21 protein-coding genes are annotated in these 21,939 nt (G+C 53.9%); 10 read left to right on the top strand and 11 right to left on the bottom strand.

All coding sequences use genetic code 11. The features are described 5' to 3' along the window. Positions 1-3 precede the first annotated feature (3 nt). Positions 4-966, top strand: a complete 963-nt coding sequence (ybiB, locus tag C813_RS38675) for a DNA-binding protein YbiB (RefSeq protein WP_017456015.1) — start codon at positions 4-6, stop codon at positions 964-966. Between the two features lie 114 nt (positions 967-1,080). Here the strand turns inward: ybiB and ybiJ are convergent, their stop codons facing one another. From ybiJ to C813_RS38660, 3 genes are all read right to left on the bottom strand, one after another. Then, positions 1,081-1,341, bottom strand: coding sequence for a DUF1471 family protein YbiJ (ybiJ, locus tag C813_RS38670; protein WP_017456016.1), 261 nt, complete (start codon positions 1,339-1,341; stop codon positions 1,081-1,083). A gap of 285 nt (positions 1,342-1,626) precedes the next feature. Then, positions 1,627-1,893 (bottom strand): DksA/TraR family C4-type zinc finger protein, encoded by a 267-nt coding sequence (locus tag C813_RS38665; protein ID WP_017456017.1) that lies wholly within the window; start codon positions 1,891-1,893, stop codon positions 1,627-1,629. 99 nt (positions 1,894-1,992) lie between these two features. Further along, positions 1,993-2,607, bottom strand: a complete 615-nt coding sequence (locus C813_RS38660; RefSeq protein WP_017456018.1) for a flavin reductase family protein — start codon at positions 2,605-2,607, stop codon at positions 1,993-1,995. A gap of 97 nt (positions 2,608-2,704) precedes the next feature. On the opposite strand from C813_RS38660, the gene rlmF reads away from it, so the two are divergent. Beyond that, on the top strand, positions 2,705-3,640 hold the full coding sequence (gene rlmF / locus C813_RS38655; RefSeq protein ID WP_017456019.1) for a 23S rRNA (adenine(1618)-N(6))-methyltransferase RlmF: 936 nt from the start codon (positions 2,705-2,707) through the stop codon (positions 3,638-3,640). Here rlmF and ybiO read toward each other — a convergent pair. From ybiO to rhtA, 6 genes are all read right to left on the bottom strand, one after another. After that, entirely contained in the window at positions 3,630-5,867 is a 2,238-nt protein-coding gene (gene ybiO, locus C813_RS38650) for a mechanosensitive channel protein (protein ID WP_017456020.1), read from the bottom strand. The two genes, rlmF and ybiO, sit on opposite strands and share 11 nt — an antisense overlap. Positions 5,868-5,982: 115 nt before the next feature. Then, positions 5,983-6,705 carry a glutamine ABC transporter ATP-binding protein GlnQ gene (gene glnQ, locus C813_RS38645; protein ID WP_017456021.1) on the bottom strand — a complete coding sequence of 241 codons (723 nt, stop codon included), beginning with the start codon at positions 6,703-6,705 and terminating at the stop codon, positions 5,983-5,985. Beyond that, a complete protein-coding gene (gene glnP / locus C813_RS38640) occupies positions 6,702-7,361 on the bottom strand; it encodes a glutamine ABC transporter permease GlnP (protein ID WP_017456022.1) in 660 nt (219 codons plus the stop codon). The genes glnQ and glnP overlap by 4 nt, the downstream gene beginning before the upstream one ends. 85 nt (positions 7,362-7,446) lie before the next feature. After that, positions 7,447-8,193: a glutamine ABC transporter substrate-binding protein GlnH gene (gene glnH / locus C813_RS38635; protein WP_017456023.1), complete on the bottom strand. Its 747-nt coding sequence runs from the start codon at positions 8,191-8,193 to the stop codon at positions 7,447-7,449. 360 nt (positions 8,194-8,553) lie between these two features. Continuing rightward, the gene (gene dps, locus C813_RS38630; RefSeq protein WP_017456024.1) at positions 8,554-9,057 is read right to left on the bottom strand and encodes a DNA starvation/stationary phase protection protein Dps; all 504 of its coding nucleotides are present in this window, start codon (positions 9,055-9,057) and stop codon (positions 8,554-8,556) included. A gap of 298 nt (positions 9,058-9,355) precedes the next feature. Continuing rightward, positions 9,356-10,243, bottom strand: a complete 888-nt coding sequence (gene rhtA, locus C813_RS38625; RefSeq protein ID WP_017456025.1) for a threonine/homoserine exporter RhtA — start codon at positions 10,241-10,243, stop codon at positions 9,356-9,358. A gap of 363 nt (positions 10,244-10,606) precedes the next feature. Here rhtA and ompX point away from each other — a divergent pair, with 363 nt between their 5' ends. Further along, positions 10,607-11,119, top strand: a complete 513-nt coding sequence (ompX, locus tag C813_RS38620) for an outer membrane protein OmpX (RefSeq protein WP_017456026.1) — start codon at positions 10,607-10,609, stop codon at positions 11,117-11,119. Between the two features lie 68 nt (positions 11,120-11,187). On the opposite strand, the gene C813_RS38615 is transcribed toward ompX, so the two are convergent. Both C813_RS38615 and mntS read right to left on the bottom strand, forming a co-directional pair. Continuing rightward, on the bottom strand, positions 11,188-12,777 hold the full coding sequence (locus C813_RS38615; RefSeq protein WP_017456027.1) for a phosphoethanolamine transferase: 1,590 nt from the start codon (positions 12,775-12,777) through the stop codon (positions 11,188-11,190). A gap of 281 nt (positions 12,778-13,058) precedes the next feature. Beyond that, entirely contained in the window at positions 13,059-13,190 is a 132-nt protein-coding gene (mntS, locus tag C813_RS38610) for a manganase accumulation protein MntS (protein WP_017456028.1), read from the bottom strand. Between the two features lie 188 nt (positions 13,191-13,378). Between mntS and mntR the strand changes: the two genes are divergently transcribed. From mntR to C813_RS38575, 7 genes are all read left to right on the top strand, one after another. Then, positions 13,379-13,849 (top strand): manganese-binding transcriptional regulator MntR, encoded by a 471-nt coding sequence (mntR, locus tag C813_RS38605; protein WP_017456029.1) that lies wholly within the window; start codon positions 13,379-13,381, stop codon positions 13,847-13,849. Further along, positions 13,846-14,955, top strand: coding sequence for an anion transporter (locus C813_RS38600; protein WP_017456030.1), 1,110 nt, complete (start codon positions 13,846-13,848; stop codon positions 14,953-14,955). Before mntR ends, C813_RS38600 begins: the two co-directional genes overlap by 4 nt. Before the next feature lie 101 nt (positions 14,956-15,056). After that, positions 15,057-16,154, top strand: a complete 1,098-nt coding sequence (locus tag C813_RS38595; protein WP_017456031.1) for an HlyD family secretion protein — start codon at positions 15,057-15,059, stop codon at positions 16,152-16,154. After that, positions 16,151-17,722, top strand: a complete 1,572-nt coding sequence (locus tag C813_RS38590) for a DHA2 family efflux MFS transporter permease subunit (protein WP_017456032.1) — start codon at positions 16,151-16,153, stop codon at positions 17,720-17,722. Before C813_RS38595 ends, C813_RS38590 begins: the two co-directional genes overlap by 4 nt. Before the next feature lies 1 nt (position 17,723). Then, entirely contained in the window at positions 17,724-19,247 is a 1,524-nt protein-coding gene (locus C813_RS38585) for an efflux transporter outer membrane subunit (protein ID WP_017456033.1), read from the top strand. A gap of 101 nt (positions 19,248-19,348) precedes the next feature. After that, a complete protein-coding gene (locus C813_RS38580; RefSeq protein WP_017456034.1) occupies positions 19,349-20,395 on the top strand; it encodes an aldo/keto reductase in 1,047 nt (348 codons plus the stop codon). A 153-nt stretch (positions 20,396-20,548) separates the two neighbouring features. Continuing rightward, positions 20,549-21,925, top strand: a complete 1,377-nt coding sequence (locus tag C813_RS38575; RefSeq protein WP_017456035.1) for a glycoside hydrolase family 1 protein — start codon at positions 20,549-20,551, stop codon at positions 21,923-21,925. Positions 21,926-21,939 lie beyond the last annotated feature (14 nt).

Below are 21,939 nucleotides of genomic sequence, written 5' to 3'. Positions count from 1 at the left end.
GCTATGGATTACCGCAAAATTATTAAAGAAATTGGTCGTGGGAAAAACCACGCCCGCGATCTGGATTTCGATACCGCTCGTGGTCTGTACTCGCAGATGCTGAAGGGGGAAGTGCCGGATCTGGAGATGGGCGGCATTTTGATTGCCCTGCGTATTAAAGGTGAAGGGGAAGCGGAAATGCTCGGCTTTTACGAAGCGATGCAGCAGCACACTCTGAAACTGACGCCGCCGGTCGCGAAGCCGATGCCGATTGTGATCCCCAGCTATAACGGCGCGCGCAAGCAGGCGAACCTGACGCCACTGCTGGCCATTTTGCTCAACAAACTCGGTTTTCCGGTCGTGGTCCATGGCGTTACTGAAGATCCGACGCGCGTGGTGACGGAGAGCATTTTCAAATTGCTGGGGATTGACGCCACGCTGCACGCCGGCCAGGCGCAGGCGAAGCTGGAGGGACATCACCCGGTCTATATTCCTGTGAGCGCACTCTGCCCACCGCTGGAAAAACAGCTGGCGATGCGCTGGCGGATGGGGGTGCGTAACAGCGCGCATACGCTGGCGAAGCTGGCAACGCCGTTTGAAAAAGGCGCCGCGCTGCGTTTGTCCAGCGTTTCGCACCCGGAGTACATCACGCGGGTGGGGAAATTCTTTGCCGATATTGGCGGACGCGGCTTGCTGATGCATGGCACGGAAGGGGAAGTTTATGCCAACCCGCAACGGTGCCCGCAAATCAACCTGATTGATGCGCAGGGTGAGCGCGTGCTCTATGCGCGTGACGATGCGGCAACCCCGGTAAGTGAGGGGGCCGCGAAAGATGCGGAAAGTACTGCGCGCTGGACAGAGCGCTGCCTTGCGGGAAGTGAAGCGGTGCCGGAGTCGCTCAAAATTCAGATCGCCTGCTGTCTGGTGGCGACGGGTGAAGTGGCGACACTGGAAGAGGGTCTGGCGCGGGTGGCGCAAAGTTTCTGACGAAAAAAAGCCCGTCACATTTCTGGACGGGCAAAACAGGGTAACAACAGGGTTAATGAGGGTGGAGCACCCAGGCAGAGGGTTAATTTGCCGGGGGTAAAACACGGGTTTCGGTTATTTGTAGATAACCGCGGTGCCGCTCAGTTTGTTATTGCCTGTCGCGGACGTGATGCTGTAGCCCGTTGCGCCAGCGGCTTGTGCTTTCTCTGCCAGTTTGGCTTCCAGTCCGTCCAGCGTGGTCGCGCCTTCAGCGGAAACAACACCAACTTTATTCAGATTCTCTGCCTCGGCAGCGGTGACTGATTGTGCCGCGAAAGTACCGAAAGAGAGAGTAGACAGCGCGATAGCTGCAACAGCATATTTGATGGTTTTCATGGTTAATTTCTCGCAGGTTATTCTGTATAGGTGACAATGTTCCGTCGATGTGATGAGTATCACGGTTTTTGGCGAGAGATAAAATCTAAGAGAATTGACGGCCTTGTTCTAAAAAATTGAATAAAGGCTAATTTATTGAATTTAAATATTTTTAAGGACGAAACTAATGCCATTTGCCGCCGCTCGGGCTGGCACCCATTTTCGCGGCACATTTTGCTACGTTCAGGGCGGGGTTTTGTGGATGTAAAGGCAACCGCTTGCGCTGGTTGAATACGTCAGGAAAGGTCAACGTAGCTGGCTGTCTTTCGATCCTCTGCGATTATATCCTGTAAATGTAGAGTTATGTAAATCTTTCTCCTGCTGGCAGATAATGCATAAGCGTACGCCGGGAATCGCTTTACGCCGAGCTTCCGGGATCGGTTCTCCGCACTCTTCGCAAGCCTTCAAACTTTCGCCGGACGGTAAGCTGCTGCGTGCACGCGCAACGGCATCGTCAATGGTGCTGTCGATTTGCTGCTGCACTGCGCCATCATTTGCCCAACCTGAAGCCATAATCTGATCTCCCGGACTAAAACCATCATTATAGTAAACTGCCCGGCGGCGCTGATGTCGGGCCGGGCAAACGGTAAAATTATTGCCCGGCGAAGAGGGCTAGCGGTTATCCGGGCGCGTCAAATCGAAACGCTGTGCTTCGCTAATGCCGTAATAGGCTGAAGGGCCGCCTGCGCGTAACACCGGCTGCGCCTTTGCTGTCTGGTAGATACCGTTTTCCAGTAGCGTTTCATCGATATGCACGGCAACCACTTCACCGAGCACCAGCCAGCTATCGACCGGTGTACCGTCTGCGGCGGTCAGTTGAATACACTGCGAGAGGCGGCATTCGAAGTTGACCGGGCTTTCCGCGACGCGGGGCGTCTTGATGATTCGGCTGGCGACGGGCGTCAGGCCTGCGCGAGCAAACTCATCTTCGCCGTGCGGCAAAGAGGCGGATGTTTCGTTCATTGGCACCGCCAGCGCACGCGTTGTCAGGTTCCAGACAAACTCTTTGGTTTCGCTAATATTGCGCACGCTGTCTTTCCAGCCGCTGCTGGCGAAGCCGATAATGGGCGGGCGATAATTGAAGCAGTTAAAAAAGCTGTAAGGGGCGAGATTCCGTCGACCCTGCCCATCCAGCGAGGCGATCCAGCCGATGGGGCGCGGGCCAATAATGGCATTTAGTGGATCATGGGGTAGACCATGGCCTTTTGCAGGTTCATAAAAATACATAGCGCTTTCCGGTCGTTAAAAACAGATTCTTCAGCCTCACTTATTTACCCGACCATCGTCAACGGGTATCTTACGCCGCTGCTAACAGGAGAATGCCATGAATGCCCAGAAGCCGGGTCTGCACCCGCGTAACCGCCATCACAGCCGCTATGATCTCGACGCGCTGTGCGCCGTGAACCCGTCACTGCGCGCGTTTCTTACCACGAATCCGAATGGTGAGACGACCATCAATTTTGCCGAGCCGCAGGCAGTTAAAGCCCTGAATAAAGCGTTGCTGGCGCAATTTTATGGCGTGCGCGAGTGGGATATCCCGGACGGTTTTCTCTGCCCACCAGTACCAGGGCGTGCAGATTACGTACACCATCTGGCGGATGTGCTGGCGGAAAGCAACGACGGCAAGGTGCCGACGCAGGCCAGCGTGCTGGATATTGGCACTGGTGCAAACTGTATCTATCCGCTGATTGGTGCGCATGAATACGGCTGGCGTTTTACCGGTAGCGAAGTTAACGATCAGGCCTTTGCCAGCGCACAGGCGATCATCAACGCCAACCCTGGGTTGAGCCGCGCGGTGCGGTTGCGTCGACAGAAAGATCCGGCGTCTGTTCTCACCGGCATTATTCATAAAAATGAGCAGTACGATGCGGTGCTCTGCAACCCGCCGTTTCACGACTCCGCGCAAAGTGCGCAGGCCGGAAGTGAGCGTAAGCGTCGCAACCTCGGGCAATCAGCCAGCGACGCCGCTAACTTTGGCGGTCAGCAACAGGAGTTGTGGTGTGAAGGCGGCGAAGTGACTTTTATCAGCAAGATGATTGCTGAAAGCCAACAGTTTGCGCGCCAGGTGTTGTGGTTTACCTCGCTGGTGTCTCGTGGCGATAACTTGCCCGACCTGTATCGCGCGTTGACCCAGGTCGGCGCCGTGAAAGTAATGAAAAAAGAGATGGCGCAGGGCCAGAAGCAGAGCCGTTTTATCGCCTGGACGTTTCTCGATGAGGCCCAGCGTAAACGCTGGGCGCAGACGCGTTTTAAAGGGTAGGTTCTGTCGGCGGTGGCGGGCTGGCGGGTGACGCTGGCTGTGCTGCACTTTCCGCTGCCGGTAACATCTGGTATGTCTGCACCGGCGGGCGCACGCCCGCGCGGTCGAAATGCTTTTTCACCATCGTGTCGAGGGCAAAACGCACCGTCCACTGTTTCAGCGGCAGGGTAGTGCAGGTGACGCGAAGCGTGAAGGCCGTGTTGGTAAGCCCAACCAGCCCGGCAAACGATGGTTCGCCAATAATCAAGCCGCGGATCTCCTCCTGCTCCATCAGTTCCGCCACGGCATCTTTTAACGCCTGATTCGCTTTATCGGTGTCCTCCTGGCGATTCACGTCATAATTCGCTACCACGGAGCCAATGCCGCGCACAAAGTTGGCGAAAGTGGTTATCGAGGACCACGGAATGATGTGGTACGCGCCGGTATCCTGACGTACGCCAACGGAGCGAATCGACATTCGTTCTACCGTTCCGGTTAGCGGGCCGATAGTGACCAAATCCCCGGTATTCATACCGTTTTCAAACTGGATAAAAATGCCGGTGATAATATCTTTCACCAGCGTCTGCGAACCAAAGGAGATAGCCAGCCCGAGCGCCCCGGCCCCGGCCAGCAATGGCGCAATGTTGACGCCAATTTCCGACAGCACAATCATCACCGTGATGGTACTTATCACGACTGCCAGCGCATTGCGAAACAGCGTCAGCAATGTGCGGGTGCGCGCGCTTGGCAGCGGGCGGCCGTGAATATCCGACGCCAGCCGGTTTTCAATAATACTGGCGAGCAGCGTCCAGCCAACGGCGGAGAAGAAGAGGATCAAGGCAATCCGGATCAGGATATCGACGGTTTTCTCCCCAGCGCCGTAATTCAGCCAGTGCCAGACATCAAACAGCCCCCAGGCGTTCAGCAGCAGCATGATGGTTGCGCAGACCACCAGAATACGAGCGGCTTTTAACGACGCGGAGAGCCAACCATTGAGCCGTTTTTGCAGTTCGGGATAGTTGCGTTGTACCGGTGGTGACAGGGTAATGGTCTTATTCAACCATCGCGATAACACGCCAGAAAGAAATGCGGCAATGCTCAGGATCGCCAGACTATTGACCGTGGCGCCCATCATGAATTTCAGGCTGTTGCCGGGATCGAACAGTGAAAAGAAGAACAACACAATAAAGTAAGCGCTGGCGAGCCAGTGCCAGATCAACGCAAAGGCGCGTATAAACAAGCTAAAAAAGGCCAGCGAGTGATCCGCCAGGACAATCAAGTTGTGCTGAATTTGTCGCTTATTATGAAAAATAAGGTACAGCGCCCATACGGTAATGCAGAGCATGATCACCACATTCGCTAGTGCGCCAAACTGCACGTTGACCTGGTTGGAAATAATCGGTACGGCAACCAGCAAACCGTAACCAATCAGGCTGCTCAGCGCACTCAGGCGCAGATGCCAGTAGCGGGCGGTTTCGTCGGTAATACGAAATGGACGCAGATCTGCAATACGCGGGCAGAAAACCAGCCGCAAAATTGCTTTAAAAAACTCAATCAGCGCAAAGGCATTCAGAAACAGGCTTTGTTGGAAGGCAATGGTGCTGTTGCCAGCGTTAAGGTTGGCGCTAAGCAACTGACCGACAAATATCGTCAACGCCAGCAGCATCAGGTCAATAATAAACGCGCCGATAATCATTGAAGGCAGTTGCAACCAGTTACTGCGTTCGCGGTTTTTACGCCGTCCCCAGGCGCCCATTTTGCGATACAGCGGCAATACCGCTAAGCGAACAAGAAACCAGAAAGCAAAAACCAGCGCGGCTAATAGCAGAAAATGGCTGGCGGCGTTGCTGAAGGTCTGCGGGTTAAAAGCTTTGTGAGGCGAACCGGTGATATTGCGATACAGCTGAGCAAAACGCGATGCCAGTGCGTTGCCATAATGTTCACTCACCTCGGTCACGTTTTCCAGTACCGTTTTTTGTTCTTTCACCTCCGGCGGGGTGAGTTCCGGCACAGGCTCCTGCGCTGGCTCTGTGGCAACTTTACGTAGCTGATCAATCAGTTCCTTGCGCGACTCATCGTTTTCCAGCACGTCCGCAAGCGCGGCATAAGCGGCCTTTTTCTGCTCGACATTAGGCTCACTCGTTTGTGTCGCAGGCGCAGGCGTGGTTGCCGCAGAGGTAATGCCGGGTATCGTCGCAGCCTGTAACGGTGCGCACCACAACCCAATCAATAGCAGGATCCACGGCATGTGCTCCTCCGGTGAGAAAGTCCAGCAAAATGATAAGTATAGATGCCGTACCGCGGCCGCGATGAATTGAGAAGAATCTGGGGGAGTGCCCCTCCGCAAGGAGGGGCGGGGTAAATCAGGAGACGTGTTGCAGGAACTCCTGCAGGCGCTGGCTCGGCGGATTTTCGATCAGCTGCTGAGGGTTGCCATCTTCGGCAATGCGGCCTTTATCGATGAAAATCAGACGTGAGGCCACTTTCTCGGCGAAGCCGATTTCGTGGGTCACGATCACCATGGTCATGCCTTCTTCGGCCAGGTCCTGCATCACTTTCAACACTTCATGGCGCAGCTCCGGGTCGAGTGCAGAGGTTGGCTCATCAAACAGCATCATTTTCGGTTTGACTGCCAGCGCGCGGGCAATCGCCACACGCTGCTGCTGACCGCCGGAAAGCTCAGACGGATAGTGGTGGCCTCGCTCGGCGAGCCCGACTTTCGCCAGCAGATCTTTCGCCAATTTTTCTGCGTCTTCTTTCTTTGCGCCGCGTACACGAATCGGACCAAACATGACGTTTTCCAGCGCGGTCAGGTGCGGGAACAGGTAAAACTGCTGGAACACCATACCCGCTTCCTGGCGGATCAGGCGTTCGTCCACTTTCGGATCGTTAACTTTCAGACCGTCGACAATCAGATCGCCGCTGGTGATCTCTTCCAGCTTGTTAATACAGCGCAGCAGCGTCGATTTCCCGGAGCCGGACGGCCCGATAATCACCACCACTTCACCCTGAGTAATGTTCAAGTCGATATTGTGTAGCACCTGGGTTTGACCGAAGTGCTTGGAAACGTTTTTAAATTCAATCACAGGATTTTCATCCTTTTTTCAAGACGGCGGAGCACGATGTTCAGCGCCTGGGTAATGATCAGATAAATCACCCCGACGGCGGTCCAGATTTCCAGCGCACGGAAGTTACCGGCAATGATTTCCTGGCCCTGACGGGTTAATTCGGCTGCGCCGATAACAATAAACAGCGACGTATCTTTGATGCTGATGATCAACTGGTTACCCAGCGGCGGCAGCATGCGACGCAGCGCCAGCGGCATGATCACATGGCGGATAGTTTCAACGCGGGAAAGCCCCAGCGCCTGGCCCGCTTCGCTGAAACCTTTATGGATGGACAGCACGGAGCCGCGTGTGATTTCGGCGATATACGCCCCGGAGTTGATCATGATGGTGATCACTGCGGCGCTGAAGGTGTCGATACGGATATCGGGGAAGGCCATCGGCAAGGCGAAGTAAATATACATCACCTGAACGACGATTGGCGTACCGCGAATAACTTCGATGAAAACCAGTGCGATGTGGTTAGAAATCCAGCCGCCATAGGTACGGGCTAAACCGGCCAGCAGGCCGATAACGATGCCGCCAGCCAGACCCAGGATCGAGATCCATAAGGTCATTTTGGCCCCGTCAAGCAAAAGCGGAATGGCGGGCCAGATGGCGCTCCAGTCAAACTGCATGATGTGTTCCTGTATACCGTGGTTTTAACAAAAAGCATCGGAGGCGAAAGCTGCCTCCGAGGTGTAACGCTTTATTTTTTAATAATTATTTAGGTTCGGTGCCGAACCATTTTTTGTAGATTTCGTTGTACGTGCCGTTGTCGTGCAGCGTTTTCAGCGCACCGTTCACTTTCTCGCGCAGTTCATCGCTGCCTTTCGGGAAGGCGATACCGTACTGCTGCGCTTCCAGAGAGTCGCCGACAGCTTTGAACTTGCCGTTGCCAGCGGTTTTGATGAAGTACAGGATGTTCGGCGTGTCGTGCAGTACCGCGTCAGCGCGACCAGTGCCCAACTCCATATACGCGTTATCGATATTCGGGAACTGACGCAGGTCTTTGGTTTTGATGTTCGCTTTCGCGTAGTCAACAGAACCGGTGCCGCTCTTCACTGCCAGCACTTTACCATCAAGGTCTTTCACACTTTTCACGTCGTTGTTGTTGGCTTTCACCATCACCAGCAGGCCGCTTTTGTAGTAGCCGTCAGAGAAATCGATGGCTTTTTTACGTTCTTCCGTAATAGTGATACCCGCCAGCGCCAGATCGATATTTTTGGTTTGCAGCGCAGGGATGATGCCGCTGAAGTCCATCGGCTTCAGTTCGTAATCCAGTTTCAGTTCTTTGGCGATTGCTGCCCACAGATCCACGTCGAAACCAACATATTGGTTACCTTGTTTGAATTCGAAAGGAACGAACGCAGTGTCGGTGGCGACAACCAGTTTTTTGTCAGCAGCCTGAGAAGAAACGGCAAAAGCGAGAGCGAGTGCAGCCAGGGAAAATTTCAATACAGACTTCATAGTTTTTCCTTTTGTATCCAGGGAACGAACCCCTGCGAGAATGAACGCAGTATGAAAAAATCATGCCAGGTTTACAACCTATTGTTTTGTAAAGGTGAACCTTTACCCGGTTGCACAATAAGTGTAGCAACAATAGCCGTATGCACCATTTTGAGTCACTGTTTTGGTGCATTCTGGCGACGTGGCCTGTTTTGCTTTTTTTTAGCGCAGTTCGTGGGGTAAAAACAATCACTTGATAACAATTTTGTGATGAGATAATTACGAAGTGGTAACTTTGTGCGTGGGAGGGGAGAAAATGCGCACTGTAATAGTGCAAAACCCTGCGCGGGATGCGCAGGGCGTATAGGCAAAACTTATGGATTACTCAATGTTGGACTCAATGAACCATAAGAATTTGTCAAGGTCGCGGGAAGCGGCGGTAAAGATATCAGCGGTATCTTCGTCTTTCGCTTCGCCAATCGCTTTACGTACATCGTTGGCGACCACCGCGTAACGATCGGCCAGTTCTTTGAGATGATCCTGCACGCTATGAATATCCAGCGGATAGCTTTTCAGCGCGGTTTTGCTGTTAATCACCTGCGTGGTGCCCAGTGCGACACCGCCCAGCTGTACGGCGCGTTCTGCCATGGTATCAAGGTGGGTTACCAGCGCTGTACGGAAGCCATCCAGCATTTCATGTACGGCAATGAAGTTAGCACCGCGCATATTCCAGTGGGCCTGTTTAGTGATCAGCGACAGGTCAATAAACTGGATCACCTGGCGATTCAGCAGCTCAATGGTCGCTTTTTTATCGCTATCCGATACATCGTTACGGGTATAAAGCAGATTAGACGCTTTCGTTTTAACCAGTTTAGCGGTACTCATAATCTCATATCCTCTTGATGTTTGTGTCCCAGGAAATTACCGAAACTAAGTATAGCACCAGATTTTTGCTGCCAGTCTTGGCTGTGCCTATCAGTTCGATAGCGAATATAAAATATAGGAAAGAATTTCAGGATGACGCAACTAATCAAATGAAATGTAAGATAATTCTAATGACTTATTATTTCTAAAATGCGAATGATTCTATTTAATGCAGGATGCTGGGAAAAGTAAGAAATAATGTCTGCTATGTGGGGGGAATATTTGGCATAAGAAGCATCTCATGCCAAATAATAGTTATTTAGCCGATATCAATTTCTTTGACTGTCGCTTCCCGACGCAGCGTGAGTGTCGAGCCCATCGACGCGATAATAATCGCCGCCAACGCTAGCGCTTGCTGGAAGGTGAGCGTTTCACCGAGGAAGATCATGCCGGAAATTGCCGCCATCGCCGGTTCCATACTCATCAATGTGCCGAATGTACGAGTCGGTAAGCGCGTCAGGGCGATCATCTCCAGCGAGTAAGGCAGGGCGGTGGATAAAATCGCCACGGCGATCCCCAGCGGCAGAACAGACCAGTGCCACAGCACTTCGCCCGCCTGGAACGCGCCAAGCGGCACAAAAACTACCGCCGCAATTAATGAACCCAGCGCTACTGTTGCCGGGCCATGCTCTTCCCCGGCGCGCTGCCCGGAAAGGATATAGATTGCCCAGCACGCGCCGGCACCAAGGGCAAACGCCGCGCCAGTGAGATCGACATGTGAGACATTTTCGCCTAGCGGCAGCAGATACCAGAGGCCAAGTACCGCCAGGATCACCCAGATGAAATCCACCGGGCGGCGTGAGGCGAAAAGCGCCACCGCCAGCGGGCCGGTAAATTCCAGCGCCACCGCAACGCCGAGCGGTATCGTCTGGATCGATAAATAGAACATATAGTTCATGGCGCCGAGCGACAGGCCGTAAAACAGCAGCGGCAGGCGTTGTTCACGGGTAAAACGTAAACGCCAGGGCTTGAACACTACGACCAAAATAAGGGTGCCAAGTGCGAGACGCAGCGCGGTGACGCCGGGTGCGCCAACAATCGGAAACAGTGATTTCGCCAGCGACGCGCCTCCCTGAATGGACATCATCGCGACAAGCAATATTAATACCGGCAACCACACCGGCAATTTACGAGACTGCGCAGGCATCCTTTCTCCCGTCAATTTCTGTCAAATAAAGTAAAAGAGGCAGTCTACTTGAATTACCCCCGGCTGGTTGAGCGTTTGTTGAAAAAAAGTAACTGAAAAATCCGTAGAATAGCGCCACTCTGATGGTTAATTAACCTATCCAATTAAGAATTATCTGGATGAATGTGCCATTAAATGCGCAGCATAATGGTGTGTTGTGTGGGAAAACTGCTTTTTTTTGAAAGGGTTGGTCAGTAGCGGAAACTTTCTGTTACATCAAATGGCGCTTTAGACCCCAATTCCCGCAAAGAGTTTCTTAACTAATTTTGATATATTTAAATGCGTAGGACGTAGGATTTACTTGAAGCACATTTGAGGTGGATTATGAAAAAAATTGCATGTCTTTCAGCACTGGCCGCACTTCTGGCGGTTTCTGCAGGTTCCGCAGTAGCAGCAACTTCAACCGTAACTGGCGGCTATGCTCAGAGCGACGCTCAGGGTATTGCTAACAAAACTAACGGTTTCAACCTGAAATATCGCTACGAGCAGGACAACAACCCGCTGGGTGTTATCGGTTCCTTTACTTACACTGAAAAAGATCGCACCGAAAGCAGCGTTTATAACAAAGCGCAGTACTACGGCATCACCGCAGGTCCGGCTTACCGCATCAACGACTGGGCGAGCATCTACGGTGTTGTGGGTGTAGGTTACGGTAAATTCCAGCAGACTGTAGACACCGCTAAAGTGTCTGACACCAGCGACTACGGTTTCTCTTACGGTGCCGGTCTGCAGTTCAACCCGATGGAAAACGTTGCTCTGGACTTCTCCTACGAGCAGAGCCGTATCCGTAGCGTAGACGTTGGCACCTGGATTGCTGGCGTTGGTTACCGCTTCTAATCGCTTCGGCGATAATAAAAAATCCGCCCACTGGGCGGATTTTTTTTGCCTGCAATCTGCTTCAGAAATTACCGCGTACTACGCGTATCGAAGAGATCCGTGCCGAGATGGTTGTAGTCAACTTTCTGTAACTTAAAGTTGGTAATGTACGCTGGCCCGGCTTTTTGCTCGGACATAAAACGGTAAGGATTTTTAATCTGCTCTGCGCTGATCCCCGTCCACTGCGAAAAGAAGCTCAAAAAGTCGTTCGCTGAACGGCGCGCTTTAATTACCCGATGTTTAGTATCGTCGCTGGAAAGCACCATAAACGGCACCTGGAAGTCCTGTTGAAAAGTATCGGCATGTGCCAGGTACTGCACTTCTTTTCCGCGTTCTTTAATCGCCAGCCCGTGATCCGAGAAATAAACCATCGAGAAACTTTCGCCGGTATTGACCAGCTGCGAATACATTTTTCCCAGGAAATCATCGGTCTGCGTGATGGAATAGAGGTAGCAGGAGGTCTCTTTTGACTGTACAAACTCGTTGTATTTGCCGCCGGTGCGATCGCAGGCCTGCGGGTGCGAGCCCATCAAATGCAGCACAATCAGCTGCGGCTGGGTGCGTTTAGTGCTCAGCACCTGGTTAGTGAGTTTTAACAGATCCTCGTCGCGCGTATTCTTATCTGCTTCGAAGTCACCACGTTTCAAAAACTGCACTTCATCGGCACGCTTAGCGATACTGGCGATGGCTGTGTCGTATTCACCAATCTGTCCCTGATTAGAAAACCACCACGTCTGGAAACCGGCACGGTTAGCCAGCGTGACAAAATTATCCTGATACTGCGGTTGGTCTTCCACCACGCGATTTAACGTCAGCCCAAGGGATTTTTGTGTTGAACCGCTTGCGGAAATGTAATCCGTAAACAGCGTGCCGTTTACCTGGCTGGCAAACGGGGTATTGTTCCAGTGGCCGCCAAAGGCGCCCAGCGCGTCGCGACGTGCACTTTCGCCAATCACCACCACGTAAGTATGGTATTTCGGTTTCACCGCCAGCACAGTCCATGTGTCTTTCACACTGGCGAGCGCGGCCATATTTTTCTGTTCTTCTTTGACTACATAGTAGTTAAACGCCACGTCGCGCACGAAACGAAGCACCGGAACACCGGTATCAATGATCCTGAATTCGTAACCTTTGAAGTGGTTTTGCACCGGGCCAATAAAATAAGAAGCGATGCACACAATCGTGCCCAGCGTGTCCCATTTCAGCCATGGCGTGGAACGCACGATAATCCGACGGCGCAGCGAAATCACGCCCAGTGCAAAAATGAATACGCCAATAGCGTAGTGATACCACGGGAAGATAGTCAGAATTTCCGTCGACTCTTCCATATTGGTCGACAGCAGTGCCAGCAGCGTGTTGAAGTTCGGCGCGCCGTATGCCCGGCCAAAGGGGAAATAACAGGCGGCAACCAGCGAGATAATCCCGAGAACGGTTTTCTGCGCGCGAGGCGCATGACGCCAGAGGATCAGCAGCGCGCAGGTTAAAAGTACCGCATACATCACGCTAAATTCATAACCCAGAGCGAAGTTAATCAACATCGATTGTAAAAAGTAGAAACCCGTCCACGGGTTGAGCGTCTGGCTGCGAAAGGCAACGGATTCTTTAAGGATTAAGCTCATAGATTACTGTCATGAAAACGCCATGTGCTCACCCTGGCGTTAAGGGTCAAAACCTGCCGGACAGTGCGTGTGAAGAGGGGAGGGGGTCCGCATCTGCGAGCCGCAATTTGTGCAGGGCAGCGCAAAGATAGAGCGAGGCGCGTCGAAGGTCAACAGGGGCTAAGCGGTTGTTTTGAGAGAATGATTGCAAATCCAGCAAAAATACGCTGATTTTTAGACTAACTGTTCAGTATGACGGGGGATTGTGACAGAAAAATGAAGCGGCGTACCGCGACGCCGCATTAGTGAGAAGATTTGTCGGAGTCCTGCTGAGGTTTGCCGGTAATGATATCGGACAACATATTCAGCAGCATTAAACGGACTTTAAAGGGAGAGTGACTAAACACGCGCATACACCTCTTGAACTCATTCATCGTTACCTCCTGCCATTTTCAGGCCCTTCGTTCCATGAAGGGTGAACGCATTACATACAGATATAGCACAGGCTATGTTCTATAGCTATGGCTAAGACGTTAATTTTTTGTGCTGATTCACGGATGGTTTACAATGGCGCTTCTCTTATATGATGCTGCACAGGTGTCACACCTTCAGAGGAAGCACAATGAACCGTCGCGCAGGTAAGCAAACAATAAAAAAAGTGACGCTGGTAAATGTAGAAGAGCACGTTGAAGGCTTTCGTCAGGTGCGTGAAGCGCATCGTCGCGAGCTGATTGATGACTATGTTGAACTGATTTCGGATTTGATCCGCGAAGTGGGCGAAGCCCGCCAGGTGGATATGGCCGCCCGTCTTGGCGTTTCACAACCGACGGTTGCGAAAATGTTAAAAAGACTGGCGACAGTCGGCTTAATTGAACAGATCCCCTGGCGCGGCGTTTTTTTGACTGCGGAAGGTGAGAGGCTGGCGCAGGAGAGCCGCGAGCGTCATCAAATCGTAGAGAGCTTCCTGCTGGTGCTGGGCGTGAGTCCGGAGATTGCGCGCCGCGACGCCGAAGGTATGGAACATCACGTTAGCCAGGAGACGCTCGACTGTTTCCGTCGCTTTACTCTGCAACACGAGCAACCATCTGAATGACTATGCCCCTCATGCGCGCCCTGGCGCGCGACCGTTTCCTGCATCTGTTACTGATTATCGGTGTCATGCTGTGTTTTTTCGTCCCGTTTGCGCCCAAAACCTGGCCGGGTGCGATTGACTGGCACACCATTATTACCCTTAGCGGGTTGATGTTGCTGACCAAAGGCGTTGAGCTGAGCGGTTATTTTGATGTGATTGGGCGGCGTATGGTGCGCCGTTTTCATCATCAGCGTCGGCTGGCGATGTTTATGGTGCTGGCGGCGGCGCTCCTCTCCACGTTTCTCACCAATGATGTGGCGCTGTTCATTGTGGTGCCGCTGACCATCACGCTGAAGAAACTGTGCGAAATCCCGGTTAACCGGCTGATCATTTTTGAAGCGCTGGCGGTCAATGCCGGGTCGTTATTAACGCCTATCGGAAACCCACAAAACATTCTTATCTGGGGACGCTCTGGCCTCTCTTTCCCGGCTTTCATCTGGCAGATGGCGCCGCTGGCGCTGGCAATGATGGTTACGCTGTTGGTGGTGTGCTGGTTCTGTTTTCCGAAAAAGGCGCTTAACTATCACAGCGGTGTACAAACGCCGGACTGGCAACCCCGTTTGGTGTGGAGCTGCCTCGGTTTCTACGTAATCTTTATTACCGCGCTGGAGTTGAAACAGGAGCTGTGGGGGCTGGCAATTGTCGCCATCGGGTTCTTGCTGCTGGCGTGGCGGGTAGTGCTTAGCGTGGACTGGACGCTGTTGCTGGTCTTTATCGCCATGTTTATTGATGTCCACCTGCTGATTCAGTTGCCTGCGCTGCATTCGGTGTTGAACAGTGCCAGCCAGTTGTCACCTTCAGGGTTGTGGTTGACGGCCATTGGCCTGTCGCAATTTATCAGTAATGTGCCCGCGACCATTTTGCTACTCAATTATGTACCGCCGGATACGCTGCTGGCATGGGCGGTGAACGTTGGCGGCTTTGGTTTGCTGCCCGGTTCGCTGGCCAATCTTATCGCGCTGCGTATGGCAAACGATCGCCGCATCTGGTGGCGCTTTCATCTTTATTCCATGCCGATGCTGCTGTGGGCGGCGCTGGTGGGATACGGATTACTCTTATTCAGATAGTGCTGATTTGTCAGTTTATCCTGGCAAATGTATAGCAACCGCCTAACTTTAGTTAACGGCGCATCCCTGGCGCCGTTACCTGACAGGACTGTTGCGAAACTATGGCAGAAAACACAACGCATCCTGACGATGTTCAGGACGATAACAACCAAAATCCACGTAAACGCCCCGGAAAGAAGCCACTGATTATCCTCGCCATCGTTGTCGGCGTGATGGTGATTGTTGCGCTGGTGTGGTGGTTTTTAACCCGTAATGAAGAGACCACTGACGACGCTTTTACCGATGGCGACGCGGTGACGATTGCGCCGAAGGTGGCAGGTTATGTCACTGAGTTGCGGGTGAAAGATAACCAGCGCGTCAAGAAAGGGGATTTGCTGGTCACGATTGACCCGCGCGATGCCACCGCGCAGCGCGATCAGGCGCAAGCGCAACTGGGGCTGGCAATCGCACAGCTTCACCAGGCGCAGGCGCAACTGGACTTATCAAAAGTGCAGTATCCCGCACAGCGTGATGAAGCGCGCGCGCAGGTGCTGAAAGCAAAAGCCGATCTGGCAAACGCCGAAGCCGCTTATCGCCGTCAGCGTGGTGTCGATCCTCGCGCCACCACACAGCAAAATATCGATAGTGCTAATGCCCAGTTGCGTAGCGCGCAGGCACAACTTGCCAGCGCGCAGGCACAGCTGGAAGTCGCCGACCAGGTGCAGTTGCAAATCCGTCAGCAGGAAACCAATGTCGAAGCGCGCCAGCAGCAAGTGGCGCAGGCAAAAGCGCAGCTGGAAACCGCGAATCTGAATTTATCCTGGACGGAAGTGCGCGCCCCATTCGATGGCTTTATCACCAAACGCAATGTGCAAAACGGAACCTTGGTACAGGCAGGCACCGCGCTGTTTTCGCTGGTCTCACCAGACGTGTGGGTGGTGGCGAACTTTAAAGAGTCGCAGCTTGAGCGTATGCGTCCGGGGAATAAAGTCAGCGTCAAAGTGGATGCGTGGCCAGATCTGGAACTGGAAGGGCATATCGATAGTATCCAGCAGGGCAGCGGGTCGAAGTTCGCCGCGTTTCCTTCAGAAAATGCGACCGGCAACTTTGTCAAAATCGTCCAGCGCGTACCGGTGAAAATCGTTATCGATAAAGGTCTGGATCCCAACAAACCGTTGCCGTTAGGCCTTTCCGTTGAACCGAAGGTGACGCTGGAATGACAGATCACAGCCACGAGAACTGGAAACCCGCCAGTAACCCGTGGGCGGTGGCGTGGGTCGTCACCCTCGCGGTGTTTATGGAGATCCTCGATACCACGATTGTTAACGTGGCGCTGCCGCACGTCGCCGGTTCGCTCTCCGCCAGTTATGACGAATCAACATGGGTGCTGACCAGCTACCTGGTGGCGAACGGTATCGTTCTGCCGATCTCGGCTTTTCTCAGCCGCACCTTCGGGCGCAAGCAGTTTTTCCTGATCTGCATTGTGATGTTTACCGTCTGTTCATTTCTGTGCGGCATCGCCACTGAGCTTTGGCAAATCATCCTGTTTCGTATTTTGCAGGGCTTTTTTGGCGGCGGTTTGCAGCCCACGCAGCAATCGGTGTTGCTGGATTACTTCAAACCGGAAGATCGCGGCAAAGCGTTTGGTTTGTCCTCTATCGCCATTATTGTTGCCCCGGTGCTGGGGCCAACGCTGGGCGGCTGGATAACCGATAACTACTCCTGGCGTTGGGTCTTTTTTATCAATATTCCGGTGGGTATTGTCACGGTTCTGGCGATTTACCAGTTGCTGGAAGATCCGCCCTGGGAGCGCAAATCGAAGCAGAAATTGTCTATCGACTGGCCGGGCATTGGCCTGATTGCGCTGGGGCTGGGCTGCCTGCAAGTGATGCTCGATCGCGGTGAAGATGAAGACTGGTTCAACTCTGATTTCACCCGTATTTTCGCCGTTCTCACCGCAATTGGTATTGTCGGCGCTATTTACTGGCTGATGTATGCGAAAAAACCGGTGGTCGACTTGCGCTGCATGGCGGATAAAAACTTTACGGTTTCCAGCTTGCTGATGGCTGGCATGGCGATGATCCTCTACGGCAGCTCGGTGGTGATCCCACAGCTGGCGCAGCAGGATCTGGGCTACACCGCCACCTGGTCCGGGCTGGTGCTGTCGCCCGGCGCAGTATTGATTGTGCTGACTATTCCGCTGGTGCTGAAACTGATGCCAGTGGTGCAGACGCGCTGGATAATCGCCTTCGGCTTTTTCTGCCTGGCGGCCTCATTCTGGTGGTCGCGTACGCTGGCTCCGGATATCGACTTTGAAACGCTGATGTTGTTTCGCAGTGCGCAGTCGATTGGGCTGGGTTTCCTGTTCGTACCGTTGACGACCATCGCCTTCATCTCGATCCCGCGCCAGCTTAATGCCGATGCGGCGGCGCTGTTTACCATGTTCCGTAACGTGGCGGGTTCGGTTGGTATTTCGCTGTCAACAGCGGCGATCACCGAGCGCTCGCAGGCGCATATGTCGCACTTATCAGAGCATACGTCTCCCTTTAATGAGCAATTTCAGCAGGCTTTGCGTGAGTCTGCCGAGGCGATTCGTAACTTCACCAGCCTTGTCGGCGATCCGCTGAGTAGCGCCACCGGGCAGATGTACAAAGCGATGATCGCCCAGTCGCGTTTTCTGGCCTATATCGACGTTTTCACCGTGCTCAGCCTGGTGGCGATGTTGCTGATCCCCTTTTGTTTATTGCTTTCGCCGATCAAAAGCGAAGGCAGCGCAGGAGCACATTAATATGACGTGGTGTCGTTTTCCCGTAACCCTGTTGTCGCTGTGGCTTGCAGGCTGTGCTGTCGGGCCGGATTACCAGGCGCCCAAACCGCAAACGCCTGCGCGCTGGAACGATCCGGGTGACAAAGCGGTTAAATCGCAGACCTCTTCGCAGGCGGTGAATCCGCGCTGGTGGACAACCTTCCAGTCGCCGCAGTTGAACAGCCTGATTGAGCGGGCGATTAAAGATAATCTCTCGCTCCAGCAAACCGTCCTGCGCATTGCCGGTGCGCGCGAGCAGATTAATCAGGCGGGTGGCGCGTTTCTGCCAGCGGTTAACGGTTCGCTGAAAGCGACTCGCCAGCAACTGGGTATTGAAGGCGAGCTGAAATCCCATAACGTGGATGGCCAGTTGCAGGACGCCGACCCGGCGATCAGCGGGGCCCTCGGGGCGCTTACCCAACCGGTGAACCTCTATCAGGGCAGTTTTGACGCCCAGTGGGAACTGGATCTGTGGGGTAAAGTGCGACGCCAGGTAGAAGCGGCATCGGCGCAGCAGCAGCAGGCAATTGAACAACGTAACGATGCGCTGGTATCGCTGGAAGCCGAAGTGGCGCGCGCGTGGCTGCAACTGCGCGGTGCGCAGAACATCATCAGCACACTGAAAACACAAATCGACAGCGCGCAGCAGACATTTACGCTGACCGAAAACAGGCAAAAAGGCGGCCTTTCACCTCAACTGGATGTGGAAAACGCCCGCGCGCAGGTCGGCAATCTGGAAGCGCAACTCCCGCAATATGAAGCGCAGGAGCGTCAGGCGATGAACGCGTTAGCGATCCTGCTCGGTAAACCGCCCGGTGCGCTGGACAGCGAATTGCGTAATGCGCAGCCGTTACCCGCGCTGCCGGACATTATTCCAACCGGAATTCCGTCGACGCTGGCGCGCCGTCGCCCCGACGTTCGCGAAGCGGAAGCCAGCCTGCATGCAGCGACGGCACAGATTGGCGTTTCGGTTGCGCAGTTGTTCCCCAGCTTGTCATTGAGCGGCCAGTTTGGTCTGCGCAACAGCGAAACCAACTGGCTTACCGACTGGAGCAGCCATTTTTATAGCTTCGGCCCGCAGATTTCGATTCCCATTTTCCAGGGCGGGCGGCTGGTATCGAGCGTCAAGCTGGCGCGCGCAGAGCAGGGCGCTGCGGTGCTGAACTACCGCCAGACGGTGCTCAGCGCACTGGGCGATGTGGAAAATGCGCTGGTCAGTTACCGCGCCGATCAGCAGCGGGAAGCGGGGCTGGATAAAACGCTCAGTGCGCTGCAAAACGCCTTCTCACTTGCCACCGACAGCTATCGTCAGGGAATTGCCAGCTTTATCGATGTGCTGGATGCCCAGCGCCAGCTGGCGCAGGCCAGCCAGCAGCGTGAGCAGGCGCGGGTGCAAAGTAGCCTCGATCTGGTGGCATTGTATAAAGCGCTCGGCGGCGGTTGGGAACCGTATCAGAATGTGCAACTCCCTGATTACAAAGTGTTTGGTGATGCACCGCGCGGATAGTCAGAGAATTGGGCAAGAAACAGGCAGGATCCTCACATTCGCCGCCGCAGAGGATTGCGTATAACTGTCTGCGTCAACTAAACAGATGAGGAGACGCCATCATGCGCTACAAAAAACTGGGCAATACCGGACTGTTTGTTTCTGAACTGTGCCTCGGCACCATGACATTTGGCGGTGACGACAGCGAGAGCATGTGGAGCAAAATCGGCCAGTTGCAACAGGCGCAAGCCGAGCAACTGGTCGGCAGCGCGCTCGATGCCGGCATTAACTTTATCGACACCGCGAACGTCTATTCCGACGGGCGTTCGGAGGAGATCACCGGCCAGGCGCTGAAAAACCTGAAAGTGCCGCGAGAAAATGTCATCGTCGCCACCAAAGTGTTTGGCGAAACCGGCACCGCCGGGGTGAACTCGCGTGGCAGTTCGCGTTATCACATCATGAATAGCGTGAAAGAGAGCCTCAAGCGCATGCAACTGGATCATATTGATCTCTACCAGTTGCACGGCTTTGATCCGGCCACACCCATCGAGGAGACGCTTTACGCGCTGGATAACCTCGTTCAGCACGGGCATGTGCGCTATATCGGCGTCTCTAACTGGGCGGCATGGCAAATCGCCAAAGCGCTGGGAATTTCGGAGCGTCTTGGGCTGGCGCGTTTCGCCTCGCTACAGGCTTACTACACCATTGCCGGTCGCGATCTGGAACGTGAACTGGTGCCGATGATGCAGAGCGAAGGCGTGGGGCTGATGGTCTGGAGCCCGCTGGCGGGCGGCTTGCTGAGCGGTAAATATAGCCGCGACGGTCAGGCACAAGCCGGTGGACGCCGCCTGGCGTTCGATTTCCCGCCGGTGAATAAAGACCGCGCCTTTGATTGCGTGGACGTTATGCGCACCATCGCCGACAGCAAAGGGGTTTCCGTGGCGCAGATCGCGCTGGCCTGGCTGCTGCATCAACCGGTAGTCAGCAGCGTGATTATCGGCGCGAAACGCCCGGAACAACTGGACGATAACATTGCGGCGACGGCGATTCGCCTGAGTGATGACGAACTGCAACAGCTGGATGCGGTGAGCGCCCTGCCGCGAGAATATCCCGGCTGGATGTTTGAGCGCCAGGGTGAATATCGCCGTAACCAGTTAAAACAACAGTAATTATCCTGCCTCTCAAACGCGACGCTCACCCCGTCGCGTTTTTCTTTTCTTTCGAATAGCGTCACAAAATCGCATCGTCCCTTTTGCCCATTTTTTCACCGTTATCTATATGACTAGTCATATATTAAAAATGACTAGTCATGGAGAAGCGAGATGAACAAAACGTTACCGGGCGGCTTTTTATGGGGCAACTCTGTATCCAGCATGCAGACCGAAGGCGCGTGGAATGAGGGCGGGAAGGGGATGTCGGTCTACGATATTCGCGAAGCCAGCGAATTTGCCTCCGACTGGAAAGTCGCCACCGATTCGTACCACCGCTATCAGGAAGATTTCGACCTGATGCAGGATCTCGGCATGAACTGCTACCGCTTTCAGATTTCCTGGAGCCGCGTTTGCCCGCAGGGCGATGGCGAGTTCAACGACGAGGGCATCGCCTTTTATGACCGCTTTATCGACGATCTACTGGCGCGCGGCATTGAACCGATGATCTGCCTCTATCACTTTGATATGCCGCTGGCGTTGGCCGAGCAGTACAACGGTTTTGCCGACCGGCGCGTGCAGGATGCTTTTGTGCGCTACGGCAAAAAGATGATCGACTGCTTTGGTAGCCGGGTGAAGTACTGGCTGACGTTTAACGAGCAGAATATTTACCACATGCCAGGCGCCTTTCAGGTTGGTGGCTATCTGCAAGGTGAGAAAACCCTGCGCGAGCTTTATCAGATTCAGCACCATGTGATGATGGCGCATGTGCTGCTGACCCATTACCTGCACGCTACCCAGCCCGGAAAATTAATGGGCGGCATGCTGGCGCACCAGTTGGTTTACCCGGCGACCTGCAAACCGCGCGATGTGTTCTGCGCACTGCAATATGACGAATTCCTCAATCAGAACCTGCTGCGAGTCTATGCCGGGCAGGGTTACAGCCCGGAAGTGATGGCGGTGGTCGACAGGGAAGGTTTTCGCGATATCTACCGTGATGAGGATTTGGCGGAAATCGCGCGGGTCAAAAACGACTTTATGGCGTTTAGTTACTACGCCAGCAAAACCCTCGACAGCGATGCCATTGTGCCGGGAACCCCGGTCAATTATTTCCTGCAACAGGGCGATAAAGCGAACCCGTATCTTGAGGCGACCGAATGGGGCTGGCAAATCGACCCGCTTGGTTTCCGCGCCATTATTACTCGCTATTACAACGACTGGCGTTTGCCGGTGTTCCCGATTGAAAACGGCATCGGCGTGATTGAAGCGTGGGACGGCGTTAATCCGATCGAGGACGATTACCGCATTGCTTATCACCGCGACCATATCCAGGCGATGCAGGAAGCCATCTTTGAGGACGGCGCACTGGTGTTGGGCTACCTCGGCTGGGGCTTGATCGACATTCTCAGTTCCCAGGGCGATATGCGTAAGCGCTACGGCGTGGTGTACGTCAATCGCGAAAACCACGACCTGAAAGATTTAAAACGCGTACCGAAAAAGAGCTATCGCTGGCTGCAACAGCTGATTCGCAGCAACGGCCGCGACATGTAAGTAACGATTGAGAG

Origin of the sequence: Kosakonia sacchari SP1 (assembly GCF_000300455.3) — a bacterium.
Taxonomy (GTDB): domain Bacteria; phylum Pseudomonadota; class Gammaproteobacteria; order Enterobacterales; family Enterobacteriaceae; genus Kosakonia; species Kosakonia sacchari.
The sequence above is the reverse complement of the archived record's forward strand: the minus strand, read 5'-3'. Positions and strand labels throughout refer to the sequence as shown.